Genomic DNA, 23,627 nt, shown 5'->3' on the forward strand with positions numbered 1-23,627 from the left:
AAAGGTCTGGCGGCATTCTTACCAAGATGGGCCATGTCAGGGTCCGCGTGAAACCCATCATGAAGATGGGCAAAATGGCCAGCCCCCCTTATTCCAAGTGATCAGGGTGCTGCAGTGACATTTTCAAACAAACAGCTCGGGTTCGCGGCGGATGGCAAATTTTTCATGCAAGGTGCGCCCAAACTCCAGAATTTTCGGATGAAGCATGACTCTGGCCCCTGACGGACAGGCACGGATGCACGCGCAGCAGCGCAGGCATGACATCTTGTCGGTGTCGACGGTGTCGCCTTTCAGACTGATGGCGCTGGTGGGGCAGGGTTCGACGCAATCACCGCAAAGAACGCATTTAAGCGCGTCGGTCTCGGGCGAGATCAAAGCAGGTTGAACTCCTTCGCGATATGGAAAATTTCCCGGCACATGCAGCAGTCGCTCGTTGCCCCAGTCTTCCCTGACTTCGATCATTTTCTTCCGTACGCTTTCTCCAAACTCCAAGGCCTTATCCAGGTCCATTTTATCAGGACGCCCTTGAGCCACGGCAAAATCCGACGTGGAAAAGGAATGCTCCCCCACGAAGGCCGCTGCCGCGAAAGGCACAAACCCCAATTCCATTGCCAGATCACGAAGTTCCAGCAGGGCATCATCATAGGCCCTGTTGCCGTAGACAACGACAAGTACCGCCTTGCGTCCATTTCCACGCACTGAAGCGCGAAGTCTCGTCACGGCCAAAGCGGGAATCCGTCCTGCATGGACGGGCATGCCGATAAGCGCCACCCCGGCATCTTCACCTTGATATTCGCCAGGCACCTGTTTCAGGACAGGGTGCGTCAACTCCAGTTGCGACCGGAATTCAGGCGCAAGGCCCAATGTTATTGACTCAAGAACCTGCCTGGTCGTGCCCGTGGGGGAGAACACGATGCACTGTGCACCAAATCTGTACATGTCTTGCTGCTCCTGTTGAAATTGGAGAACTGTTGGTCTGACCGATATGCACGAGCCGCCATTCATGCATTTCACCCAAATTTCGCATTTTTTCTAGTGATTCCGGGCTGCAGGCAGGTTGGTCACAAATCTGTCACCAGCCCGACGTTGAATTTTAACATTTTCAACACACAAAGCGTCTAAGGCTTTGTCAGACAAGTTTAAATATTATCCGATACATTTAATACCGCATTCAAGGTGTAAAAATTAATGGGAAAAAATCTCGGATTCCAGATCAAAATTTCGGTTGTGACCATCGCCATTGTTCTTGTGACGGTATTATGTCTGTCCCTGTCCCAGATTTACATGACGAGAAACGACGTGTTGCGTCAAGGGCGCGAGGGTCTTTTCAGCATCTCTGCCACCTTGGCTGAATCAGTAGCCTTGCAGCATGCTCTCATGCAGAAAAAGATTATCATAGATCGTGATATCATGAAAACCCAGTTCGAATTGAGCGGTTTTCCTGTTCCCGAAGTGCTTATGGATGCCGAACTTGATCTTGTAAATCAGGAAGGCGGGGAGTCGCAAAAGACGATCATCCCCGCCATCAAACACGGGGCAGTCTATCTGCATGAGGATGATTCCGTGATGCACAAGGTTGCCCAGCTCACCGGCGGGGTTGCTTCGGTGCTGCAGGTCCACGATGACAGGCTGGTGCGCATTTCCACTTCCCTGGACTTACCGGTGCCGCATTGGGGAAAGGGTTCCTTCATCGATGGAGATTCCCCGGTTCAAAAGGCAATCATTTCCAACCAGAACTGGGAAGGGATGGTCTGGTTGGGTGGATCGTGGCGCATGGCAGCCTATGTTCCCTTCACCGATTTGAATGAAGGCAAGGTCATCGGAGCTCTGGAAATAACGCATCCGTTGGTAAGCGACGCCTTTGCCGATTTTGTGCGCAATGTCCGTGTCGACGGACACGGTGGGACCTTGGTTTTTGACGCTCAAGGACGTGACATCATAATCGTATCCGGGGACGGTGGTGTGGCCGAGGGCATTCGCAAGGCCGAAGCTGATAACGGACATGCCGCCTTCGTCATGGAGGACGGGCGTCATCTGGAAGTCGCCCTGCAGACCTTCGAGCCCTGGAACCTGACTTTTGCGACCTGGGTCGCCACAGAAGATCTCATGGCGGGGGTCAATGAAAGGCTGATCAAAAATTCCCTGATCAGTCTGATTCTGCCTCTGGCCCTGTCCGTGATCCTGATCTGTATCGCCGGGCGCGCCCTGCTGTCCCCGGTGCGGCGCATGGCCATACTTGCCGACGAGGTGGCCGCCGGCAACTACACGACGACCATCGTCTATCCGGCTCGGGACGAGATAGGGCATCTGGCGGATTCCCTGAACTCCATGGTCGCCAAGAGCAGGGAGATGCTGGCAGAGATCGTTGCCGCAACCGGTTCGCTTTCCGGCGCATCTTCAGAGCTTGGAGCCCTGTCAAACTGCCTGGCCGATAATTCGGCGGGAACTGCTCGGCGGGCCGAGTCCGTGCACTGCTCGGCCATGTCTGTCAGCGATAACATGCACTCCGTGTCCGCAGCCATGGAACAGACCACGGTCAACGTCGGCAGCGTGGCCGCATCCACTGCCGAGTTGGCGGCAACCATTCAGGGCGTGGCCCAGAGCGCCGAGCTGGCCAAACGCACGACCTCGGACGCCGTGGTCAAGGCTGCGGAAACCACCCGTCACATGGGCCAGCTAAGCAAGGCCGCCAATGAGATAGGCTCCGTGACGGCGACCATCGCGGCCATCTCCTCCCAGACCAACCTTCTGGCCTTGAATGCCACCATCGAGGCTGGCAGGGCCGGTGCAGCCGGACGCGGTTTTGCCGTGGTCGCCGGAGAAATAAAGGAACTTTCCCAGCAAACCGCAGCCGCCACGGACAATATCCGTCGCAAGGTCGCAGCCATTCAGAAGGTGAGCACCGTCACCGCCAGCGAAATCGCGGAGATCATTTCCGTCATCGAAGAGATGAACGACATCGTCATTTCCATCTCCGAGGCCATGGAGGAACAAACCGTCATGACCAGGGACATCTCCGAAAACGTGAATCAGGCAGCACGGGGCATCGCCGAAATCAATACCAACGTCACCTCGAGTTCCGTGATGACACGGGAGATCAGCCAAGAGATCGAAGGGGTTCTGGAATCCTCCAACACCATGCAGGACGAGAGCAGGATGGTGCTGCAAAGCGCCGGTGGACTGGCCGATCTGTCCTCGCATCTGGAGAAGCTGGTCGGGCGGTTCAGGTTCTGATCAATCCGCAGGTTCCAGGCGCAGCAACTGGCCGGGATCGTGATCCGTGAGCAGCCACAGGTTGCCGTCCGGCCCCTGGCGCACGTCACGGATGCGAAGCCTCAGGTCTTCGAGCAGGCGCTCTTCCTCCACCACAACCTCTCCGGCCAGTTTCAGTCGCGCGAGATGGCGGTGGGAGAGGGCGCCGACAAAGAGGTCTCCCTTCCATCCGGGAAATGCGTCGGCCGTGTAGAAGGTCATGCCCGAAGGCGCGATGGATGGGGTCCAGTGATGCAGCGGGTCAGCCATGCCGGGCATGTGCCTCCGGCCATCCCCGATGGTGAAGCCGGTGTAGTCGATGCCCAGTGTCACGACCGGCCAGCCGTAATTTACGCCGGGACGCAGAATGTTGATCTCGTCCCCGCCCCTGGGGCCGTGCTCGTGTGTCCAGATCTCTCCGGTTCGCGGATGCACGGTCATGCCTTGGGGATTGCGATGCCCGTAGCTGAATATTTCCGACCAGGCATCGAATCTGCCCACAAAGGGGTTGTCCTCGGGGACACGCCCGTCTTCATGGAGGCGGATGATTTTTCCGGCGTGATCATCCAGCTTTTGCGCGCGCTGCATCTGCCCGCGGTCACCGACGCTGATGTAGAGATACTCCTGATCGTCAAAGATCAGCCGGGACCCGAAGTGCACTCTGCCCGATGAGGCGGGCTCTGCCCGAAAGAGCACTTCAACGTCCTTGAGCATGTCGTCTTCAAGCCTTCCCCGGGCCACGTGCGTGGTCGCCTCGCCGTCAAGGTCTGCCGAATAACTGAAATAGAGCATGTGATTTTCCGCAAATTCGGGATGCGGGAGAAGGTCAAGCAGGCCTCCCTGGCCCCGAACCCGAATCCGGGGCAAGCCTTGAACGGGTGTGGGCAGAAGGACTCCCTCCCGGACGATGCGCAGCCTTCCCGGACGTTCGCTGATCAGCATATCGCCGTCAGGAAGGAAGGCCAGGCTCCACGGATGTTCCAGTCCTCCGGCCACAGCCGTGACGCGAAAACGGTGGTGTTTGGATGAAAACTCTTCAGCCTGGGCCGAAATGAGAGTCGCCACGAGCACTATCATGGCAAAGGCGATGAGGATGAAACCTCTTGTGGTTGCGGGAGCGCTGATTTTCATCTGACCTCCTTTGAGCTGAAGACATTTGAAGCAACCGGCGCTTGATACCGGGAAAATGCAAAATCTCATGCTATACTTTAAGTATGGGCGCATGATTTGGAAAGATACCTACCCTAGGTTCATGAAACATTCGTACGGAGATACCGATCGCTCATAACGAAAAATCCGCTTGCAAGCAAAAAAAGGCCGCTTGGGCGCGAATGTCCCAAGCGGCCTTTTCACGACCATTGTGCGTCTAAAGGTTTTCCACGTTTTTGGAGAGATAGTCGGCCACGCCGACGGCGTCTGGCTTCATGCCGAGGTCGCCTTTTTTCCAACCGGCAGGGCAGACTTCACCGTGCTTTTCGGTGAACTGCAGGGCGTCGATGAGTCGCAGCATTTCATCCACGTTGCGTCCAAGCGGAAGGTTGTTCACAACCTGATGCTGCACAACGCCGTCACGGTCGATCAGGAAAGAGGCACGCAGGGCTACGCCGGCTTCAGGATGTTCGATGCCGTAGGCCTGGGTGATCTCGTGCTTTACGTCCGCGACCATGTGGAATCCCACCGGACCGATTCCGCCCTGGTCAACGGGGGTGGAGCGCCATGCAAAGTGGGTGAACTGGGAGTCGATGGAAATGCCGACCACTTCAACGCCCCGGTCGCGAAAATCCTTGAGGCGACGATCGTGGGCGATGATTTCGGTGGGGCAGACAAAGGTGAAATCAAGAGGCCAGAAAAAAAGCACGACATACTTTCCGCGCAACGAGGAGAGGGTGAAGTCTTTGATGTTGCCTCCCGGAGTGACGGAAGGTGCGGTGAAATTCGGTGCCTGTCTTGTTACGAGTACGCTCATTTCTTGCTCCGTATTAATAATTGTTCATGATGACATATGTTTGTAATAAATAGTAACTATTCCTGTTTGCGATTACTGTCAATAAAATTTAACTTGTCTAACTTAGTTTTCGCAACCACCTTGTGCCGCTGCACCATCAAAGCTGGAAAGGGAAACGCTCCAATCCGGAATCCCGGCTTTCCTTTGGTGTGGACTGCATTTTCAAGCTCCAGTCATTCTCAGGCTGGATAAGGACGTCATCATGAAATACAAAGCTGTCGTTTTTGATATGGACGGAACCCTGCTCGACACTCTGGCGGATCTGGCGGACGCCATGAACCGGGTGCTCGCGGATCAGGGTTTTACGACTCACCCCGTGGACGCCTACCGGAATTTCGTAGGCAGCGGGGCAAGCCGTCTCGTAGCCCGCGCACTGCCTGCAGACCGGCAGGATGAAAATCTGCGAACGCGGTGCCTGCAATCCTTTCTGCGTGAATACGAAGCCGGTTGGAGGAGCAAGACCTGTCTCTATGAGGGGGTGCGCGAGCTGCTGGATGCGCTTGCGGCCAGAAAGGTTCCCATGGCCGTGCTGACCAACAAACCTCAGGCCTTCGCCGAGCTCTGCATGCGTGAGTTCCTTGCGCGCTGGGATTTCGCGCTGACCCTGGGACAGATGCCTGGTGTCGCGGTGAAACCCGATCCGGCCGGACCAAGACAGGTCATCAGCCATCTGGGCGTGCGGCCGGAGGAGATCCTGTATCTTGGGGACACGGACGTGGACATGTTCACGGCCGTCAACGCCGGGATGCACCCGGTTGGCGTGCTCTGGGGATTCAGGCCCGAAAGGGAGCTGCTTGATGCCGGGGCGGCGGTTATCTTGCGCCATCCCATGGAACTGATGCCTCTGCTTGACTAGAATGGACCTACTCCGGGCAGGACCTGATTTTTTGCAGGGCGAAAAGGAGCCGTCACCAGCCCATGAAGCGCTGCCAGACGTCCGTCACCCTGCTTCTCCCCACCGCCCTGTAGGACATGCCGATAAGTTCGCGGGGAAAATAAATTTGGGGGGCCGCAATGTCACATCCATCAAATTTCCATCCTTTGCGCCGAAAAGCAGTTTTAATCTCATCTCCCTCTTTATCTTGAGATAAATCTGGGTTAGAGTTTGAAAACGCCTTTTTTCAAGGTGTATGACAAGCGTCATGAATGCGATGCTGAGCTCTTTTCGAGGAGCCCTTGCGGGACGCAGCTATGAAGACTTTTGCCGGATGGCGTTGGTGTGACCGTGAACTGAACAACCTTAATGGTCCGGAGAAAACGATGAAGAAGATCCCGATTCGCATCAAATTGATCGGCGGTTTTATGGGTTTGCTGATCCTGGTCTGCGCCGGCCTTGGATTTATTGCCTATGACCAGGCCAAGCGTTCAGCCTTGAACCAGGTACAGGAGAATATCCAGCTCATGGCCCAAGACGGCGCGCGCTTGGTCAGGAGCCGTCTTGATTACTATCTGGTAGGCATCGAAGGGATCGCCAATCGAGACGTGATCCGATCCATGAACTGGGACCGGCAACTGATGATTCTGGAACGCGAAACCGAGCGCATGAAATATCTGGGCATGGGCGTCATCGATGCCAACGGACAGGCCAGGTATCCCGACGGCAGCACGGCCGACCTGGGTGACCGGACATATTTCAAGGAAGCCATGGCTGGAAAATCCCTGTTCTCCAATGTCATCATCAGTCGGGTCACCAATTCGCCGGTCCTGATTCTCGCCACTCCTATCCGGGGATTTGCCGGAGATATCAAGGGAGTCCTGATCGCACGCCTCGACGCCACCTTGCTGAGCGAGATCACGGACAACATCAAGTATGGAGCGTCAGGGTATTCATACATAGTCGATGACAAAGGAGTGCTCATCGCCCACGGAAACCGTCAATTCGTGCTTGATCAGCGCAACTTCATCGAAGAGGGCAAGAAAGATCCCGCATTCGCCACATTGGGCGCGATGCTTCAACGCATGATCAAGGGTGAGTCCGGATTTGAGCAGTACCCGTTCATGGGCAAGGATCGCTTCTTCGGGTTCGCGCCCATCGAGGGCAATGGCTGGTCCATTGCCGTGGGGGCCATGCAGGATGACGTGTTCGCGGAAGTGTATGGCATGCGCTGGATGATCGGCATTGCCTCTGCGATCTTTTTTGGCGTCGGCATCGTCATCGCCCTGCTGATCAGCCGGGCCATCCTGCTCCCGGTCAAAAACTGCGTGGACCTGCTGCGGGACATCTCCGAGGGCGAAGGCGATCTGACCAAGCGACTCCCGGTGGAAAGCCAGGATGAGATCGGTCTTCTGGCACAATATTTCAACACGTTTGTCGAAAAGCTCCAGCGCATAATCGCCGAAATAAGCGGCAATGCCCAGACCGTGGCCTCTTCGGCCACGGAGCTTTCAGCGGTGAGCAAGCAGACGACGCAAAGCGTGCTCTCCCTCTCATCCAAGACCTCCACCGTGGCTACCGCGGCGGAAGAGATGAGCGCGAACATCACCTCCGTCGCGGCAGGCATGGAGCAGACCACGACCAACCTGTCATCGGTGGCGGCGGCCACGGAAGAGATGACCTCCACCATCGGGGAGATCGCAGGCAATACCGAACGCGCCCGTGGAACCACCGACAGCGCCGCCCATCAGGTCGACAATTTCGCGGGCATCCTGCGCGAACTTGGAGTTGCCGCGCAGGAAATCGGCAAGGTCACGGATACGATCTCCGCGATATCGTCACAGACCAACCTTCTGGCCCTCAATGCCACCATCGAGGCGGCCAGGGCCGGGGATGCGGGACGGGGATTCGCCGTTGTGGCCAACGAGATCAAGGATCTGGCTCTGAAGACCGCCGAGGCCACCAACGACATCAGGACCAAGATCAACGGAATCCAGAGCGCCACGGGCAGCGCGGTCACGGATATCGGCCAGATCGTCAAGGTCATAAGCGACGTGAACGAGATCGTCACAACCATCGCTGCGGCCATCGAAGAGCAGTCCGCCGTCACCCGGGAAGTGGCCACAAACATCAACCAGGCCACGACAGGCGTTCAGGACGCATCCTCACGATCCTCGGAGATGTCCGGAGTGTCCAGGGACATCGCCCAGGACATAACCGCGGTCGACTCGATCACCAGCGACATCCGTTCCGGCGGCGAACAGGTCCAGGCCAGCGCGGAAGAGCTCTCGAAACTCGCGGAGCAGCTCAAGGGACTGGTGGGGCAGTTCAGGATATAGAACGCGAAGCAGGCCCGGGAATCGGTTCCCGGGCCTGTCTGTTCAGAGTCTTTTTTATTTCTCGCTAGATGGATATCCTGGCTCCAAGCAGCGCGGCGAACTTAGCGATCCAGTCCGGATGCGCGGGCCAGGCCGGAGCTGTGACGAGATTGCCGTCCACATGGGCCTTGTCCAGGGCGATGTCGGCGTACTTGCCGCCGGCACAGGTCACGTCCGGCCCGCAGGCGGGATAGGCCGCACAGCTCTTGCCTTTGAGAACCCCGGCCGTGACGAGAACGAGCGGACCGTGGCAGATGGCCGCGATGGGTTTTCCTGCCGAGTCGAACTCGCGCACGATTTCAAGCACTCGCGGATTGAGGCGGATGTATTCCGGAGCGCGGCCGCCGGGAACGACCAGCCCGACATAATCGGCCGAGACCACCGCATCGAAATCCTTGTTCAGGGTGAAGTTGTGGCCCCGCTTTTCACTGTATGTCTGGTCCCCCTCGAAATCGTGGATGGACGTGCGCACAAACTCCCCGGCCTTCTTGTCAGGGCAGACCGCCTCGACATCGTAACCGAGCATGGTCAGGGCCTGAAAAGGGACCATGACCTCGTAATCCTCGACGTAGTCACCAACCAGCATCAGTATTTTTTTGGACATGTTTGCGCCTCCTTCAGCGGCTGAGTTCAAATTCGCGTCTGATACGCATGAAATCGTTAATTGTTGTCGATCAGTAGATCAACAACATCATGATATCCAGGGCCCAGGTTGCTTTTGGACACAATCTCGACAACCTTGGCAAGACCCGAGGCATACGCCGATTTGCCAAGCACCATCGTTTCCAGCCGAATCGCTACTTCCGGGTTTTTGATCACTATCTCATGGTACGCATGGCGATCCAAAAACGGGGAGGGGATTCCAAGAACCTCGCGCTGCACTTTGGGATCCCTCAGGGATTGAATCCGGTTCTCGGGCACGCCCAGGGATTTCGCAAGGTGTACGGCAGTGCCGGGCTTGGTGGTTTTCGATGCCTGGTGGGACTCGGTGATTTCGATGTCCTGGCCTTGAAAATATCCGGCCGCCTGTTTGATCATGGCCATGAAGGAGAGCATCTGCATGTTCACGTTGGGGCAGATGACCACCGGGAACGCGACCGTGTCAGGAAGCCGGGAATCTCCCGTGGACAGGTCGAGCAGGATGGAGTCGGTGGCGGAACAGAATTCGATGACATCGCTGAGTTCACGTCCGGAACCGGCATGCACGACCATGCATCGATCGTCTTTGAACGTGTCCCGCCCGGACCAGGGGATCACGCGGGAAATTGCCGGACCGCCCAGGCCGTTCACGAGTTCGGTCGCAAGTTTTCCATGACCGACGATGATGATTGCAAACTTTTCCATGTCTTCCTTTTCGAGTTTTTGCGACCAGAGGTTCTTGGCCCATGAATCCATGTTCCGTTTGCTACATGAAAGGCTGTGCTTACGGCAAGCGCTTATTTTTGCGTATCTATCTGTATCAATGAATGTTTTCAGCGACCAGCAAAACGCTCGACACGTTCGAACGCCCAAAAAAAGCCACCCGAATCCGGGTGGCTTTAGTGTCGATGGTTCAAGGGCCGAATTCATGGAGAGTCGTCGCCATGAACCGGAATTTACGCCTTGTCGCAGTGATGGATTGTCGACAAGGACACCCTTTGGCGTCGGCATCAGCCCCGCATGACCTCGCCCGTGACGCGGAGCATCTCGCGGATGTCCATGGGCTTGGCCACGTAGCCGTTCATTCCGACGCCGAGGAAACGCTCCCTGTCGCCGGCCATGGCGCAAGCCGTCAAAGCGATGACCGGAATGTCCCTGACCGTCTCTCCGGCCTCGCCCCTGCGGATGCGCATGGTGGCCTCGATGCCGTCCATGTCCTGCATCTGCACATCCATGACCACAAGATCGAAGGGCCTGCTTCGCAAGGTCTCCAGAGCTTCCAGACCACTGCGAACGTGGACCACTTCGGCTCCCTGACGGCTCAGCAGGGATCGCTGGGCCACTGCGCTGACCTGATCGTCCTCCACCAGCAGAATGCGTCTTCCTTTGATGTTGGCCGTTTCTCGCTCATCGGTTCCACCGGGGTGGCGACGAGCCGGATCCATCGCAAACGAAAGGGAAAAAACGAAGGTTGTGCCCTTATCCGCTTCGCTGATCACGGACATGCAGCCCCCCATGAGTTCCACCAGACGTTTGCAAATGGAGAGGCCGAGTCCGACACCTTTGTGGGAGCGGATATATCCACTGCTGACCTGGATGAACGGGTCGAAGAGTTGCTTCAGATCGTGGTCGGGGATCCCGATGCCAGTGTCCGTAATCTCAAAATAGATCCGGACCGTTTCGGGGGCAACGGCAGGCAGTCTCCAAGCATGCACGGATATGTGGCCCGAAGAGGTGAATTTGCAGGCGTTGTCCACAAAATTGTTGAGGATCTGTTGCAAACGGTACGCATCGCCGATGACTCGGACGGGCAAGGCCGGGTCCAGGGTGAAGTTCAGATGCACATTGTTGTCTTTGATAAAAGGCGCAAACAGTTCGTGAACCTGCCTGAAGACGCCCTCAAGGCTCGTCGGTGCGGCCTGAATGGTGAGCTTGCCAGCCTCGATGCGCGAAAAATCCATTATGTCGGAGAGCAGGCGAACCAGGCGGTCGCAGGATCTCACGGCCATGTCCACGAACGAATCCTGATCCGAGTTCAGATCCGTAGTCTGAAGAAGCTGGAGCATGCCCATGACCCCGTTGATCGGCGTGCGGATTTCGTGACTCATGCTGGCCAGGAAGCTGGACTTGACCCTGCTGGCCTCCTCGGCCATTTCCTTGGCCTTTTTCAGGGCTTCTTCAGATTGCCAGCGATCGGTGATGTCCTCCGCCGAACAGACAACGGATTCCACGGTTCCGTCAGGACGGAGCTTGGGTGATTTGAAGATGGAGACAAGTCTTTTCTCACCGGAAAAATGCGGCAGCCACTCCTCGGTACGGATCGGACGCCCTGAAGAAAAGACCTGTTCATTACCTTTTCGACAGATGTCGGCCACATCGACAGGAAAGATTTCGTAGATATTCCTGTAGGCAAGCTCCTCGATGTTCCGGCCTCCGAAGGCCGCATGAGCCCCGTTCACTGCGCCGTAGGTCTGCGCGTCGGTCAGATACCAGACCTGCGTCTGGATGTTTTCGAGCAGTATTCGCCGCTCCTCGGCGGCTTTTTTCAACAGTCCTTGTGCCTGCATGCGCGCGGAGATGTCCATGGCGATGCGGATGCGGGCCGGACGTCCGTCAAGCCACGACACTGGCCTGTCGAAATACAGATTCCATTTTCCGGTGAGAGGGTCGAGGGCCTCCCAGGAAATCGTTTTGTCTCCGGAATCGGGTCTGACCGTGCGCAAGCCTTCCGCGTCGTCGGGCAAATGCTGGAAGCTGGGAAGGCCCGTATCGCATCTTCCCGAACTTTCACGCATGGACGCGTTCATGAAGAGAACCTCGTCAGTCTCGAAATCCAAAACACAGATATCGGCCGGGATGCTGTCGAGGATGGCGCGCAGAGCGACATTTCCCGCCTCCAGCTCCTTTTCCATGCCCTTCTGGATGGTGACGTCCCTGGCCGATCCGACGGTTCCGATCATGGCCCCGTTCTCGTCGAAAAGAGGGGCCTTGCGTACGTCGAGAAACAGGAACTTCCCGGAGATGTTGCCGTATTCATCGAACTGTTGCGCTGATGCCGAATCGATGGTGATCTGGTCCGTATCGCGACAGATCTCACCAAAGCTGTGCCAGTTCGGATTATCCGGATGCCTGGCACGTTCCCTCTGGGCAAAAAACAGGTCCGTCTTGCCGATGGGCTCGCTTGTATCGGTGGCTCTGAGCAATGTCTCGCAAACAGTCTTGTTGGCAAAAATATACTTTTTTTCCAGATCCTTGGCCCAGATCATGTCCGGCACGTTGTCACAGATGAGGCGTAGCATCGTGTCAAGCTGTCTGCTCTTGCGTTCCAAGGCCTTGCGGGTCTCGATCTCCATCTTCTGCTGCGTGATGTCCGTGGCCACGCCATGCATGATCAGCCCCTCACCCTCATCCGTCATGACCGCCTTGTCGTGAAGCCACATCACTTTTCCGGCCTCGTCCAGTGCGCGATACTCGACATCCAGAAAGCCTGAACGCGAGGCCTGATCCATCGCGGCCTGGTATATGTCAGCATCTTCAGGATGGATTCGATCGGTCCAGAAACCTTTCGTAGTGTCCGTTTCCTCAGGATTGTAACCAAAGACCTCACGGGCCTGGGGCGAGCAATAGTGAGTCGTGGAGCCTTCGAAGTTTCGGGAATAGACGATGACCGGGATGGTCTGGACCAGTCGGCTCAGATTGTTGTGCGCCTGTTGCATTGCACGTTCCGCATCCTGACGCAGTTCGAGTTCCCGATTGGCGTTGGATACGGCACTGGTCAGAGCCGCGGTTCTGTCACGGATGGTTTCGTTGAGTTCCTGCTGTGTGTACTGGAAGATTCGACGGGTCTCTATCCACTCAGTCATATCCCAGAATACAATGCATGCCGTCTGTGCTGTCCCGTTGCCTTCGCTCAGAATTTCCGCCACGGCCTGGACCCTGCGTTGCACGCCATCTTTGCGGGTTACCGCGATGATCAATGATTCAGGGATGTTGCCATTGAGGACCTGCGCGAAAAAGGTCCGGAATGATTCTGCCCCGTCGGCGGTGAGGTGTTTGGAGAATTGGGTCAGAGACGGAACCCGCACGGACGCATGTCCAAGCATTCTGCACAGGGATTTGGACCAGACATTCTTACCCCCGGGTCCGGAGATCATCCACAGTCCGCACGCAGAAAATGGCCGGACGCTTCCGTCGCCTTCTGAAGGTGAAGAGGCGTCGTCCATGATGGGGTCATGGCTGTTGCCGAGGAAAAAGCTTGAGACATGCATGTTCAGGGCAGAGGCGGCATTGGATAAAAAATCAAGCGACGGATTGCATTGCCCACGTTCGATCTGGCCCAGATGCTGCTTCGTAACGCCGATGACTTCGGAAAGGCTTTCCTGAGTCATGTTGCGCAACTGGCGATAAAGTCTCAACTTTCCGCCGATGCCGTTACGATCCATGCCTACCTCCTGAAATTCAAAACATGCGATAAAATCTTCAAAAATGCATCCAAGCCTCTCTGGCGCAGAGCATGTGCGAGAAATCCAAGCCTCACATGTGCTAAGTTAGCCCATGGACGACAGAATTTAAACAATGCTCAATCTTGTTTTCGCTGCAAGATCAGTAACGGAGCAAATTTTTTTCTTAAAATGATCCATCCTATGATTAAAAGAAAAAGATTGTCATACAAAATTTTTTTCGCATCGTTCATGAACGCAATGTCATACAATAGCGTTCATTCTCGTCTGCTCTTGACATTGGGGTCACCATTGAAGAATCGTTCCTGGGTGGGATCAATGCCGGGCAGTATGGACAAAATGGACGATTTTCCCGTTTTTCCGGACGGGGTACATGCCACTCAACATGTCCATGAACCCTTGCTGCCGTCAGGCTCAGGAATACTTGTGAAACTTCTTCCCAGACGCGAAGCCCTGAAGCATTGCCGACTGTTCGACGAGTCCGCCAGTCGAGTGCTCCTGGTTGAAGCCAGGGCGGGACAGGGCAAGACGGTGCTTGTTTCGCAGTACGAGGCCGACGGCGAACGACCCTTTTTCTGGGTGAGCTGCCAGGACCGCCATCGCGACCCATCGGTCCTGTACGCCGAAGTGCTCGGCGTCATCGGCGAGGGGCTCCCGCGAGAGCGCCTCGAAGAGCTGCGTGGCCTGCTGCGGTCGCAGATGCTTCCTGCGGAGGTGCCGGAAAAGGCGGCCGTGTTCCTGGCCGATGAGCTCAATGCCCGCCCGGGGCTCGTCCTCGTCTTCGACGACGCCCACGAGTTCGGGGAATCCCTGTCATGCCTGCTGCTGCAGCGCCTCGCGGCGGCAACCTGCGACCATGTCCGCTTCGTCCTGGTGTCCCGCTACCCGGTCCTGCACGGGGGGCGTCCCCTCTTCCCCCGCAAGGACTGCCTCGTCATCGACAATGAGCTTCTGGCCTTCAACCGTGAGGAAATCGCCGCTCTCTACAATCGGCATTACGGAGTTCCGGTAGATGCCGCCATGGTCAACACCCTCCAGGAGGCTACTGAAGGGTGGGCGGCGGGTCTGAGCCTGTTGCGCGACGACCCGGCCGATCACGCGCGGTTGCAAAAACTTGGCGACGCCGATTCCCTGGAAGCATTTTTCGCCAGACAGCCCCGGCTCATCAGTTTTTCCGGTGAGGCAGGGGGGCGCTTCGCCATGCTCGGGCTCCTGCCGGTGATGCCGGCCGGATTGATTTCGCACCTGGTGGAAGCAGACCTCCTGGAAGTGCTGGATGAACTCGCCGACATCAATTTCTTCGTCCGTTCGGACTTGCGCCGGGGGGAGCGGCATTTCGAGTTCCACAACCTCTTCCAGGGGTTCTTGCGCAAACGGGCTGAAACGCTCGTTTCCGAAGCTCAAAGATCGAATTTTCTCAAGTCCGCCGCCGCTTGGCACCGCTCCAGAGGCGAGGACGAGATCGCGCTGCACTGCCTCGCCAGATCCAAGGACTGGGCCGCACTGGAGGAAGCTCTGGGCTCGTGCGGACTTGGACTGATGGCAGATAACAAGATCGGGACGGTTCTTGCCCTGGTCGGACATGTTCCTGATAGCCTTGTCCGCGAGAGTGGCACCATTCTCCTCCTTGAGGGTTTGGCCCGCCTGGCCGGATGTGACGGGGAAGCGGCACCCTTGCTGGGCAAGGCCGCCAAGGCTGCGGCCCGGGACGGCAATGACGTGTCGGAGCTGCTGTCGTTGTGCGGAATCCTCAACCATCACCTGATCATCGGCAGTCGTCTGGAAGAACTGCCCGTCATTTTGGCACGAGCTGCGGATCTTTTCAGTACGAGCGCCACGAAACTGCCCGTTCAGGCGGCGATTCAGTGTGCCTGCGCAATATCTTCCATGTTTTCTTATGTTTATGGGATGCTGGCCAGGGCACGTGAGTTCGCGACTGCAGCCACGGCGCTGCACGCCGGGTCCGGGTCCAACCGCAAATGTTATCCCGCTTTCATGGCCAACGTCTTTGTTGACTGCGTCGCTGGCTGCATGCTTCATGTCCTGGACAGATTTGAAGATTTCTTTTTTGTCCGGAACGACACATCGTTTTCAGGGTATGACCGTTTCCAGCTCGAAACCCTCCATCTGAATGTCGTCGAAATGGCTGGCCGTTTTGAAAGCTACCGGGCTGAAAAAGAGGAAATGCTCCTTCGGCACAGAGAGGTTCTCGAGAGTTCCTACATCAACGGATTTCTTGGCGTATGGGACATGGACGTGCTGATGGCCCGGGGAGCCTGTTTCGATGCCCTGGCCATGGCGGAAAAGCTGATCGCCGACCCTCGTGCCGAAAACCAGCCGCATCTTTTGAGCCAGTTCCTGCACTACAAGGCGCTTGCCATGGCTCATTGCGGCCAAACGGATGGGCTGATGGACATTGTCCGCAAATCCCTGCGCATGCGTGCCCGGGTCCCCAAACGCTATTTCCTTGCTCTGAACAGAATCCTGCTGGGGGCAGCCCTGACCATGACGCCTTTGCGCAGGACAGGGGAGCGGATGCTTCGACGGGGCCTGGCGCTCACCCTGGAAATGGGCGAACACTACAACCGTGCCGGCGCGTATTTCTACTTGGCCGCACACTGTCTGCGTCAGGGCAGGGCGGCCGATGCGCTGGAAGAAACCGGGCGTTGCCTGGAGACCATGCGCGCCTCCGGCAACGTGCATTTCTTTGGCCTTAGCGGCAGCATCCTGCCCGAAATCCTGGGGACGGCCATGCGTGGCAGGTTCGATTCGGGTTTTGTCCAAAAACTGGCCCGGACGCACCTGGACGCGGACATATTACCCGACGGAAGTATGATGTCGCTGCTCTTCATCGACGACATCGCCGGGCTGCATCTTCGTTGCGGCGGAGACGAGCTTTCCGGTGACAGCATCGGGCCGCGATCTCGGGAACTCCTGGCGCTGCTCGCGGCGCGCCCGAGGCACGTCATGCCGGTGGAGGAGATCGCCCAGACCCTCTGGCCCGACAGCTCCATGGAAAAATCCCGGATCACCTTCGACACGGCCCTGTCGCGCTTGCGCGCGGCCATCACGGGGGCCTTCGGGCAGGATCGCGGGAAGGCGTACCTGTTGACGAAGAACGGCATGCTCGCGCTCTGCCATTGCCGCGTCGCCTCAGTGGTTGCCATGGGCCACGCCGGGGAAGGCCTGGACCTGGCCCGGCAGGGCAAACCCTGGCAGGCTTGCGGCTTCTTCGATGCGATGTCCGGGCTTTTCCCTCCCGACGCCGGGAGCCCAGGCCTTGAGCCTTTCCCCCTGCATGGCCGCGAAAAGATCCTGGAGGCGTTCCGCGTCTGGGCGGACCTGCAGTCGCGCTGCGGAAACACCGTCAAGGCCCTGGAAATCGTCAATTCCGGCCTGGCCCTGGCTCCGGCAAGCGAGGCCTTTCAACGCCGGCGCTACAATCTTTTAACAGGAATGAAACGACCTCAAGAGGCCTTCGATGGCCTGCGGCGCTATCGAAGCCTGCTTGAGGAAGAAGGCTATTTCGGCGAAGAAATTTCAGACATCATAGATAAGATTTTCACAGCTTGAATTTCGTTCCCTGAACATTCTGCGCAACGCGTCTATTTACTGTAGCGATCCTTGTTCTCGTCATTGAAATTCACGCTCGCACTCCGTTCAAGCCCTTTGCCCATCTTCCCGATCCTGATTTTCATGTCAGATTCAAACAGGTAAGAAATCCGTAAGAGCCGTAGGATATGAAACCCGGACTGCTCCGCATGGCGAATGCGACATGCGGAGCAGTCCGGTGATTCCTGATCGCGTGCCGTCATTGACGCACGGATTCCGGGTGTAGTTCGGGCCGAAATGAAAAACTTCAAGTTCGAGGGTCTGGCTGTGGAAATCTGGATTATCGTTGCAGTTGGTGCTGCAATCGTTTTGGCAGGTTTGCGTTATCTGTTGCTTTTGCGAGAGCGTGAGCATGGGGAAGAGGAAGCCACGACGGAGCAGATCGACATTGCGATCGCATTCTACAAGAGGGAATTGCTGAACACCTTGGAGATCTTCTCCGGCGAAGCAAAGAACGAAGACCCGCAATTGTTTCTGAGCGAGATACCTAGGGCCGTTCAGATCCTCGTGCACATCGAGACACTTTATCGCCGAAAAGGAGTGTTTTTCGATGCACGAGGGATTCACACGTTGTTTTGCGAGGTAGAGGATATCGCTTCCAACAATAAGATTTGGGATGCCCCGGAAGCAAAAGGCGTGGACACGCCGCAACTTGCCGATGTCATGAGCAGGATTCGTAGTTTTGTGACCTGCACGATGCCCTGATGGCGGCTTTGCAAGGCAGGGCTGGAAAAGTGTTCCAACATGACGGAAGAAAATAAAAAAAAAATTCCCACTGCGCCTCGATCTTTCACTCGCACTTGGCACTTGGCTAACTTGTCAGTTTTCAGAAATCCGCTGCAAATTTTTGATGTCCCGCAATGGTGGCGCCCCGAAAAGACGGCTGTACTCGCGGCTGAACTGGGACGGGTTCTCGTAGCCGACCTGGAATGCCGCGCTGGTGGCGTCCTGATGTTCCGTCAGCATGAGCCGCCGGGCTTCGTGCAGGCGCATCCATTTCTGGTACTGCAGCGGGCTCATGGCCGTCATGGTCCGGAAATGGTGGTGAAACGTGGATGTGCTCATGCCGGCGAATGATGCAAGTTCATCAACCTTGAGTGGCTTGCTGAAATTATATCTCAGCCAATCCAGCGTACGGGCGATCTGATGACTGTGACTGCCGGCCGTGGCGATCTGCCGCAAGCGCGGTCCCTGATCGCTCATCAGCATGCGGTACAGGATTTCACGCTGTACGAGCGGTGCAAGGACCGGGATGTCGCTCGGCACATCGAACAGGTCGATGAGGCGCTCAAAGGCATTGAGCAGCGGCACGCTCAGCTTGCCGACGGCCATGCCCCGGCCTGCCTGCTGCACGCGGGAGAAGGGCAGGCTGCTGTCGACCATGTCCAATCCATCCTTCAGGTGGACTTCTAGCCGTGCCCGGAAACGGAAGCCAGACATGATCCTCCGGAATTCTTGCCCGATTCTCCGGGAGGCCGTTTCAGGAGAAAAAACGTCCTTGGGGATGAAGAGATCATGTTTCCAACAGACGAACTGGAGAATCGGACAATAAATCAAGAGGATTGTGTCTTCATTTCGCACGACGTGGGGACTAGGTCTTTGGCCTGCACGGTTGAACAGTTGCGGCCGGGCGGTTGCAAGGTTACCAGCCGAGCCGGGTACAGGGGCAATCACGGTACCGGGACGGCCCTGATACAAAGGGCGAATCAAATTCAAATGCGAGGAGCGTGTGATGCTGTACAGAAAAATGCCGAAAAACGGCGATGAGCTATCCATCCTGGGCTTTGGGTGCATGCGCCTGCCCATGGTTGACGGGAAGATCGACGAGGCGCGAGCCATCGCCCAGATTCGTGGCGCCATCGACAACGGGGTGAATTACGTGGACACGGCCTGGCCCTACCTTGGAGGGCAGAGCGAGCCGCTGCTTGGCAAGGCCCTGCAGGACGGATATCGTGAGCGGGTCCAGGTCGCCACCAAGCTGCCGACCTGGCTGGTCAGCAGCCGCGAGGACATGGACCGCTATCTGAACGCCCAACTGGAACGGTTGGGGACGGACCATATCGACTATTACCTGGTCCACGCCCTGGATGGGACTTCATGGGACGGCATTGAGCCTCTCGGCATCCGTGAATTCCTTGATCAGGCCAAAAAGGACGGGCGCATCGTCAACGCCGGTTTTTCCTTTCACGGGCTGCCCGAGGATTTCAACCGCATCGTCGATGCCTATCCCTGGGTGTTCTGCCAGATCCAATACAACTTCATGGACCAGGAATTTCAAGCCGGAACGCAAGGTCTGAAATATGCCGCGTCCAAGGATATCGGCGTGATCATCATGGAGCCCCTGCGCGGGGGCAACTTGGCCCTGCCAACCCCGCCTCCGGCCGTGGCCGAAATCTGGGGCGAAGCCAGCATCAGGCGTTCTCCGGTGGAATGGGCCCTGCGCTGGGTCTGGAATCATCCGGAGGTCACGGTGGTCCTGTCGGGCATGAACGAAGAGGCCCATGTGGAGCAAAACCTGGCCATCGCCAGCCAGGCTCATGCCGCTTCCCTGACCGGGGAGGAGCTGGATTTGGTCGATCGGGTGCGGATCACGTATCAGGAACTGATGCAGGTCGGATGCACGGGTTGCGCCTACTGCATGCCCTGCCCAATGGGTGTCCAAATTCCCAAGTGTTTCGACTTCTTCAACAAGATGCACATGTTCGGGAACGCGGAGGAGGCGAAATACCTCTACATCGCCTTTGCGGGCGGCGTGACCAGCAAAGCCGAGCCCGGATTCGCCTCGCAATGCGTGGCTTGCGGTGAATGTCGGGAAAAATGCCCACAGCAAATCGCTATTCCGGAAGTTCTGGAACGGGTCGCCGCCGAGATGGAAGGCCCTGACTTTCAGACGCGGGTGGACGCGATCAGGAACCACTTCAAGACCAAACTCAAGTAGCCCTTGGCCGGGACGACGTGCCCTCGGACGCGTTGTCCCGGCCGGGATCAATTTCAAGCACGAACAACCTTCTCACCGCGGTCGTGACACGGTCACGGAAACCCAAAACAGGCGCGAAGAGCGCATCAATCAATGAACATACTCTATTACGACTGTTTCGCCGGCGCGAGCGGTGACATGAACCTGGCCGCCATGATCGATCTGGGCGTGGAACCCGAATATCTGCGCTCCGAACTCTCCAAGCTCGGGCTGGAGCATGAGTTTGAGTTGGTCGTTACCGCAGACTCCCGCCACGGCATCCACGGCACGCGGGTGGACGTGGTCCTGAAGAACGGCGGCGACGAGCACCGGCATGACGACCATATCCACGGCAATACGCCCCACGCCGGCCATCATCATGGGCACGACAAAGACAATCACGGGCATCACCATGGTGACGCCAGTCATGAGTGCGGACATGATCACGGCAATGCGCATAAAAATGGTAATCCGCACGGTGAGCATCGCAATCTTGCGAACATCGAGGCCATTATCCGGGGAAGTTCCCTGGACGCGGAGGTCAAGGAGACGAGCTTGGCCATTTTTCGCCGGGTGGCCGAAGCCGAGGCCAAGGTCCATGGGAAGGCGATCGAGGAAGTCCATTTCCACGAGGTGGGCGCCACCGACTCCATCGTGGACATCGTCGGCGCGGCCATCTGCTTCCATCGTCTCGATGTGGACGCGGTCTGGGCCTCGTCGGTGGAGCTGGGCGGCGGTTTCGTGCGTTGCGCCCACGGTATGATCCCTGTCCCGGCACCGGCCACGGTGGAAATTCTGCATGGTGTGCCGACCACGCGCGGGTCCGTGCGTCAGGAGACGACCACCCCGACGGGCGCGGCCATTCTCGCGGCCCTGGTGGACAGGTTCACGGACTCGCCGCGTATGGTCACGGACAGGACCGCTTATGGCATCGGGCACCGGCATTCGGACATCCCCAACGTGCTGCGGGTTCACCTGGCCCGTGTCGAGGACGGTCCGGAAGCCTGGACACGTCAAGACGCCTGCCTGCTGCAGTGCAACATCGACGACATGACGGGCGAAATGCTCGGCGTGGTCATGGAAGATCTCATGGCCGCAGGCGCCATGGACGTCCATTTCACGCCGATCCAGATGAAGAAGAACCGTCCGGCCACATGCCTGTCGCTCCTGTGCGCGAAAAAGGATGAGGCCCGCTTCACGAACCTCGTATTCAGCCAGACCACGACGCTGGGGGTCAAGAGTCTCCCGGTCAGCAAATCTGTGCTCGAAATCGCCTTCGAGAAGGTCGAAACGCCCCTTGGTCCGGTGACTTTCAAGCACGCCCTGCTGGGCGGCAAGATCGTCCGCTCCAAGCCGGAACTGGAGGACTGCCGCAGGCTGTCCGTTCGGCACGGCATTCCCCTGATCGAAGTATGCGCGCGTATCGTCTGGGACCGGGGCGAAAGCCGATGACCGGCCATATCGACGTTTACGAGCGCTTGCTGGCGGAGATACGGCCGCTTGGATCGGCCGTGGTGGCCTTTTCCGGGGGCGTGGACAGCACGCTGCTGCTCGATGCCTGCTTGCAGTCTTTGGGGCCGACTCGGGTGTTGGCCGCGACCCTGGCCACGCCCTATGTGCCGCAAAGCGAGATTCGTGACGCCAAGCGCCTGGCGGTCGCTCTCGGGGCACGGCATGAAGTGATCGATGTCCCGTTTCCCGACGAGCTGCGAAGCAATCCGCTGGAGCGTTGCTATGTGTGCAAACGTCGTCTGCTGGAGCGGCTTCAGGCTCTGGGGGCCGATCAAGGCTTCGTGCACATCATCGAGGGCAGCAATGCCGATGACCTGGGCGATCATCGCCCGGGCATGAGGGCAGTGAGCGAATTGGGCGTCCGCAGTCCGTTGCTGCTGGCAGGCTTGGACAAGGCCGCCGTGCGAGAACTGTCCCGTCTGCGCGGCCTGGACACATGGGACAAGCCGGCCCAGGCCTGTTTGCTGACACGTTTCCCCCACGGAACGGATATCTCGATGTCCCGTCTGCGACGTCTCGAAGCTGCCGAGGCCTTGCTGCACGACCTGGGCTTCTCCGATGTGCGGGTGCGTGACCATGGCGATCTGGCCCGAATCGAGGTGCCTGCCGGGAGCGTCCAGGATCTGGTTCGGGTCGGAGTGGAGCAGGGAGTTGCGGCCGGACTGCGGGAGTTGGGGTATACGCATGTGACGGTTGATCTGGCGGGTTACCGCCGGGGAAGTTTCAACGCTTCCGAAGCGCACTCATAATAAGACTGGGATGGTAGAATGAACATGAATCATGAAATGATACTGGATATTCTCGCCGCCGTGCAGCGGGGCGAACTGGATGTGGCGCAGGCTGCGGGCCGCCTGCAGGACAAGGGCTATATCGATCTTGGGCATACCAAGTTCGACATGCACCGCGTCAAGCGCAACGGCTTTCCGGAAGTGGTCTACGCCGAGGGCAAGACGGCAGAGCAGGTCGGCGACATCTTTGAGCGCCTGGAGGGCGAGGCCAACGTCCTGGCCACGCGAGTGTCGCCGGAGATGGCCGCGTACGTGCTGCGCCGCTGTCCGCATGTGCGGCACAACGCGCTCGGACGAACCTTGGCCAGCACATGTAAGGACATAATCCCCAAACCCGGGGTGGTGGCCATCGTCACCGCCGGGACATCCGACCTGCCCGTTGCCGAGGAGGCCAGAGTGACCTGCGAGATGTTTGGTACGCAGGCACGTGTATTTTCCGATGTCGGGGTGGCCGGCATCCACCGCCTGTTCGACAGGCTCGAAGACATCCGGCGGGCCGAAGTGGTGATTGTCGTGGCTGGCATGGAAGGCGCCCTGGCCAGCGTGGTCGGAGGGTTGGTCTCACGTCCCGTGGTAGCCGTGCCGACATCGATAGGGTACGGCGCCTCCCTGTCGGGGTTTTCAGCTCTGCTGTGCATGCTCAATTCCTGCGCCAGCGGGGTGACAGTGGTAAATATAGACAATGGGTATGGCGCAGCCTGTGCAGCCTGCAGGATCTGCAATCTTGTCAGCTTGCCTGTCGAGGGCGTTCAACGCCTCTGATCAGATCTTGAATCTTGATTTTTCCACGTTCGCCTCTGTCCTCCGAAAAGAAGCGTATGATGCGAATGACCCTGCAAAAGTAAAAGCCGCGGGTTAGATACGCTCTTGACGAAAATTAGGCCTCGCCTCGATTGCTTTTCATCCTTCGACTACGAATTCATTTTCGAAGTCTCGCTACAAGAAAAGTTGCACTAACGGCAAATGCTTCTTTTGTCATAGATATTCCCATTGCAGGATGCCGTATCAAACCTACGAGGACCTAATGAAAAAGCCACCCGTTGCCGGATGGCAGAAGTGGCCCCAGAAATTTGCACAAGCCTTTAGGTGGGAACTCTGCTAGTCCCGACCCCTTCAAACGCAAATGATTAGGGAGCAGAGAATGACGAAGA

17 protein-coding genes are annotated in these 23,627 nt (G+C 57.6%); 9 read left to right on the forward strand and 8 right to left on the reverse strand.

Going from position 1 to position 23,627, the window contains the following annotated elements:
• Window positions 1-123: 123 nt before the first annotated feature.
• Window positions 124-939 carry a 4Fe-4S ferredoxin gene (locus tag CVU60_09155; GenBank protein PKN41913.1) on the reverse strand — a complete coding sequence of 272 codons (816 nt, stop codon included), beginning with the start codon at window positions 937-939 and terminating at the stop codon, window positions 124-126.
• Between the two features lie 249 nt (window positions 940-1,188).
• On the opposite strand from CVU60_09155, the gene CVU60_09160 reads away from it, so the two are divergent.
• Entirely contained in the window at window positions 1,189-3,234 is a 2,046-nt protein-coding gene (locus CVU60_09160; protein ID PKN41914.1) for a hypothetical protein, read from the forward strand.
• On the opposite strand, the gene CVU60_09165 is transcribed toward CVU60_09160, so the two are convergent.
• Both CVU60_09165 and CVU60_09170 read right to left on the reverse strand, forming a co-directional pair.
• Entirely contained in the window at window positions 3,235-4,329 is a 1,095-nt protein-coding gene (locus tag CVU60_09165) for a hypothetical protein (GenBank protein PKN41934.1), read from the reverse strand.
• 289 nt (window positions 4,330-4,618) lie between these two features.
• Window positions 4,619-5,218 carry an alkyl hydroperoxide reductase gene (locus CVU60_09170; protein ID PKN41915.1) on the reverse strand — a complete coding sequence of 200 codons (600 nt, stop codon included), beginning with the start codon at window positions 5,216-5,218 and terminating at the stop codon, window positions 4,619-4,621.
• A gap of 241 nt (window positions 5,219-5,459) precedes the next feature.
• Between CVU60_09170 and CVU60_09175 the strand changes: the two genes are divergently transcribed.
• A complete protein-coding gene (locus CVU60_09175; protein PKN41916.1) occupies window positions 5,460-6,113 on the forward strand; it encodes an HAD family hydrolase in 654 nt (217 codons plus the stop codon).
• Between the two features lie 335 nt (window positions 6,114-6,448).
• Window positions 6,449-8,470, forward strand: a complete 2,022-nt coding sequence (locus tag CVU60_09180; GenBank protein PKN41917.1) for a chemotaxis protein — start codon at window positions 6,449-6,451, stop codon at window positions 8,468-8,470.
• A gap of 64 nt (window positions 8,471-8,534) precedes the next feature.
• Here CVU60_09180 and CVU60_09185 read toward each other — a convergent pair whose 3' ends face one another.
• The 3 genes from CVU60_09185 to CVU60_09195 are packed head-to-tail and all read right to left on the reverse strand — an operon-like array spanning window position 8,535 to window position 13,590.
• On the reverse strand, window positions 8,535-9,113 hold the full coding sequence (locus tag CVU60_09185) for a protease (GenBank protein PKN41918.1): 579 nt from the start codon (window positions 9,111-9,113) through the stop codon (window positions 8,535-8,537).
• Between the two features lie 56 nt (window positions 9,114-9,169).
• Window positions 9,170-10,159, reverse strand: coding sequence for a hypothetical protein (locus CVU60_09190; GenBank protein PKN41919.1), 990 nt, complete (start codon window positions 10,157-10,159; stop codon window positions 9,170-9,172).
• Entirely contained in the window at window positions 10,159-13,590 is a 3,432-nt protein-coding gene (locus CVU60_09195) for a hypothetical protein (protein ID PKN41920.1), read from the reverse strand. The genes CVU60_09190 and CVU60_09195 overlap by 1 nt, the downstream gene beginning before the upstream one ends.
• Between CVU60_09195 and CVU60_09200 the strand changes: the two genes are divergently transcribed.
• Window positions 13,489-17,181, forward strand: a complete 3,693-nt coding sequence (locus CVU60_09200; GenBank protein ID PKN41935.1) for a hypothetical protein — start codon at window positions 13,489-13,491, stop codon at window positions 17,179-17,181. The two genes, CVU60_09195 and CVU60_09200, sit on opposite strands and share 102 nt — an antisense overlap.
• Before the next feature lie 32 nt (window positions 17,182-17,213).
• Here the strand turns inward: CVU60_09200 and CVU60_09205 are convergent, their stop codons facing one another.
• On the reverse strand, window positions 17,214-17,423 hold the full coding sequence (locus CVU60_09205; protein PKN41921.1) for a hypothetical protein: 210 nt from the start codon (window positions 17,421-17,423) through the stop codon (window positions 17,214-17,216).
• 34 nt (window positions 17,424-17,457) lie between these two features.
• On the opposite strand from CVU60_09205, the gene CVU60_09210 reads away from it, so the two are divergent.
• Window positions 17,458-17,925, forward strand: coding sequence for a hypothetical protein (locus tag CVU60_09210; protein ID PKN41922.1), 468 nt, complete (start codon window positions 17,458-17,460; stop codon window positions 17,923-17,925).
• Window positions 17,926-18,039: 114 nt separating this feature from the next.
• On the opposite strand, the gene CVU60_09215 is transcribed toward CVU60_09210, so the two are convergent.
• Entirely contained in the window at window positions 18,040-18,660 is a 621-nt protein-coding gene (locus CVU60_09215; protein ID PKN41923.1) for a hypothetical protein, read from the reverse strand.
• A 292-nt stretch (window positions 18,661-18,952) separates the two neighbouring features.
• On the opposite strand from CVU60_09215, the gene CVU60_09220 reads away from it, so the two are divergent.
• From CVU60_09220 to CVU60_09235, 4 genes are all read left to right on the forward strand, one after another.
• Complete coding sequence (locus CVU60_09220; GenBank protein ID PKN41924.1) at window positions 18,953-20,158, forward strand: aldo/keto reductase; 1,206 nt, start codon at window positions 18,953-18,955, stop codon at window positions 20,156-20,158.
• A 132-nt stretch (window positions 20,159-20,290) separates the two neighbouring features.
• Window positions 20,291-21,628 (forward strand): TIGR00299 family protein, encoded by a 1,338-nt coding sequence (locus CVU60_09225; protein PKN41925.1) that lies wholly within the window; start codon window positions 20,291-20,293, stop codon window positions 21,626-21,628.
• Window positions 21,625-22,437 (forward strand): TIGR00268 family protein, encoded by an 813-nt coding sequence (locus CVU60_09230; GenBank protein ID PKN41926.1) that lies wholly within the window; start codon window positions 21,625-21,627, stop codon window positions 22,435-22,437. The genes CVU60_09225 and CVU60_09230 overlap by 4 nt, the downstream gene beginning before the upstream one ends.
• Window positions 22,438-22,455: 18 nt before the next feature.
• Complete coding sequence (locus CVU60_09235; GenBank protein PKN41927.1) at window positions 22,456-23,238, forward strand: 1-(5-phosphoribosyl)-5-amino-4-imidazole-carboxylate carboxylase; 783 nt, start codon at window positions 22,456-22,458, stop codon at window positions 23,236-23,238.
• Window positions 23,239-23,627: the final 389 nt, after the last annotated feature.

Source organism: Deltaproteobacteria bacterium HGW-Deltaproteobacteria-18 (assembly GCA_002841885.1).
Lineage (GTDB): Bacteria > Desulfobacterota > Desulfovibrionia > Desulfovibrionales > Desulfomicrobiaceae > Desulfomicrobium.

Excerpts from the sequence above, each read along its gene's own strand:
- CVU60_09155 (PKN41913.1), bottom strand. The coding sequence starts at position 939 with ATGTACAGATTTGGTGCACAGTGCATCGTGTTCTCCCCCACGGGCACG.
- CVU60_09160 (PKN41914.1), top strand. The coding sequence starts at position 1,189 with ATGGGAAAAAATCTCGGATTCCAGATCAAAATTTCGGTTGTGACCATC.
- CVU60_09165 (PKN41934.1), bottom strand. The coding sequence starts at position 4,329 with ATGATAGTGCTCGTGGCGACTCTCATTTCGGCCCAGGCTGAAGAGTTT.
- CVU60_09170 (PKN41915.1), bottom strand. The coding sequence starts at position 5,218 with ATGAGCGTACTCGTAACAAGACAGGCACCGAATTTCACCGCACCTTCC.
- CVU60_09175 (PKN41916.1), top strand. The coding sequence starts at position 5,460 with ATGAAATACAAAGCTGTCGTTTTTGATATGGACGGAACCCTGCTCGAC.
- CVU60_09180 (PKN41917.1), top strand. The coding sequence starts at position 6,449 with ATGAAGACTTTTGCCGGATGGCGTTGGTGTGACCGTGAACTGAACAAC.
- CVU60_09185 (PKN41918.1), bottom strand. The coding sequence starts at position 9,113 with ATGTCCAAAAAAATACTGATGCTGGTTGGTGACTACGTCGAGGATTAC.
- CVU60_09190 (PKN41919.1), bottom strand. The coding sequence starts at position 10,159 with ATGCCGACGCCAAAGGGTGTCCTTGTCGACAATCCATCACTGCGACAA.
- CVU60_09200 (PKN41935.1), top strand. The coding sequence starts at position 13,489 with ATGCTGCTTCGTAACGCCGATGACTTCGGAAAGGCTTTCCTGAGTCAT.
- CVU60_09195 (PKN41920.1), bottom strand. The coding sequence starts at position 13,590 with ATGGATCGTAACGGCATCGGCGGAAAGTTGAGACTTTATCGCCAGTTG.
- CVU60_09205 (PKN41921.1), bottom strand. The coding sequence starts at position 17,423 with ATGACGGCACGCGATCAGGAATCACCGGACTGCTCCGCATGTCGCATT.
- CVU60_09210 (PKN41922.1), top strand. The coding sequence starts at position 17,458 with ATGAAAAACTTCAAGTTCGAGGGTCTGGCTGTGGAAATCTGGATTATC.
- CVU60_09215 (PKN41923.1), bottom strand. The coding sequence starts at position 18,660 with ATGTCTGGCTTCCGTTTCCGGGCACGGCTAGAAGTCCACCTGAAGGAT.
- CVU60_09220 (PKN41924.1), top strand. The coding sequence starts at position 18,953 with ATGCTGTACAGAAAAATGCCGAAAAACGGCGATGAGCTATCCATCCTG.
- CVU60_09225 (PKN41925.1), top strand. The coding sequence starts at position 20,291 with ATGAACATACTCTATTACGACTGTTTCGCCGGCGCGAGCGGTGACATG.
- CVU60_09230 (PKN41926.1), top strand. The coding sequence starts at position 21,625 with ATGACCGGCCATATCGACGTTTACGAGCGCTTGCTGGCGGAGATACGG.
- CVU60_09235 (PKN41927.1), top strand. The coding sequence starts at position 22,456 with ATGAACATGAATCATGAAATGATACTGGATATTCTCGCCGCCGTGCAG.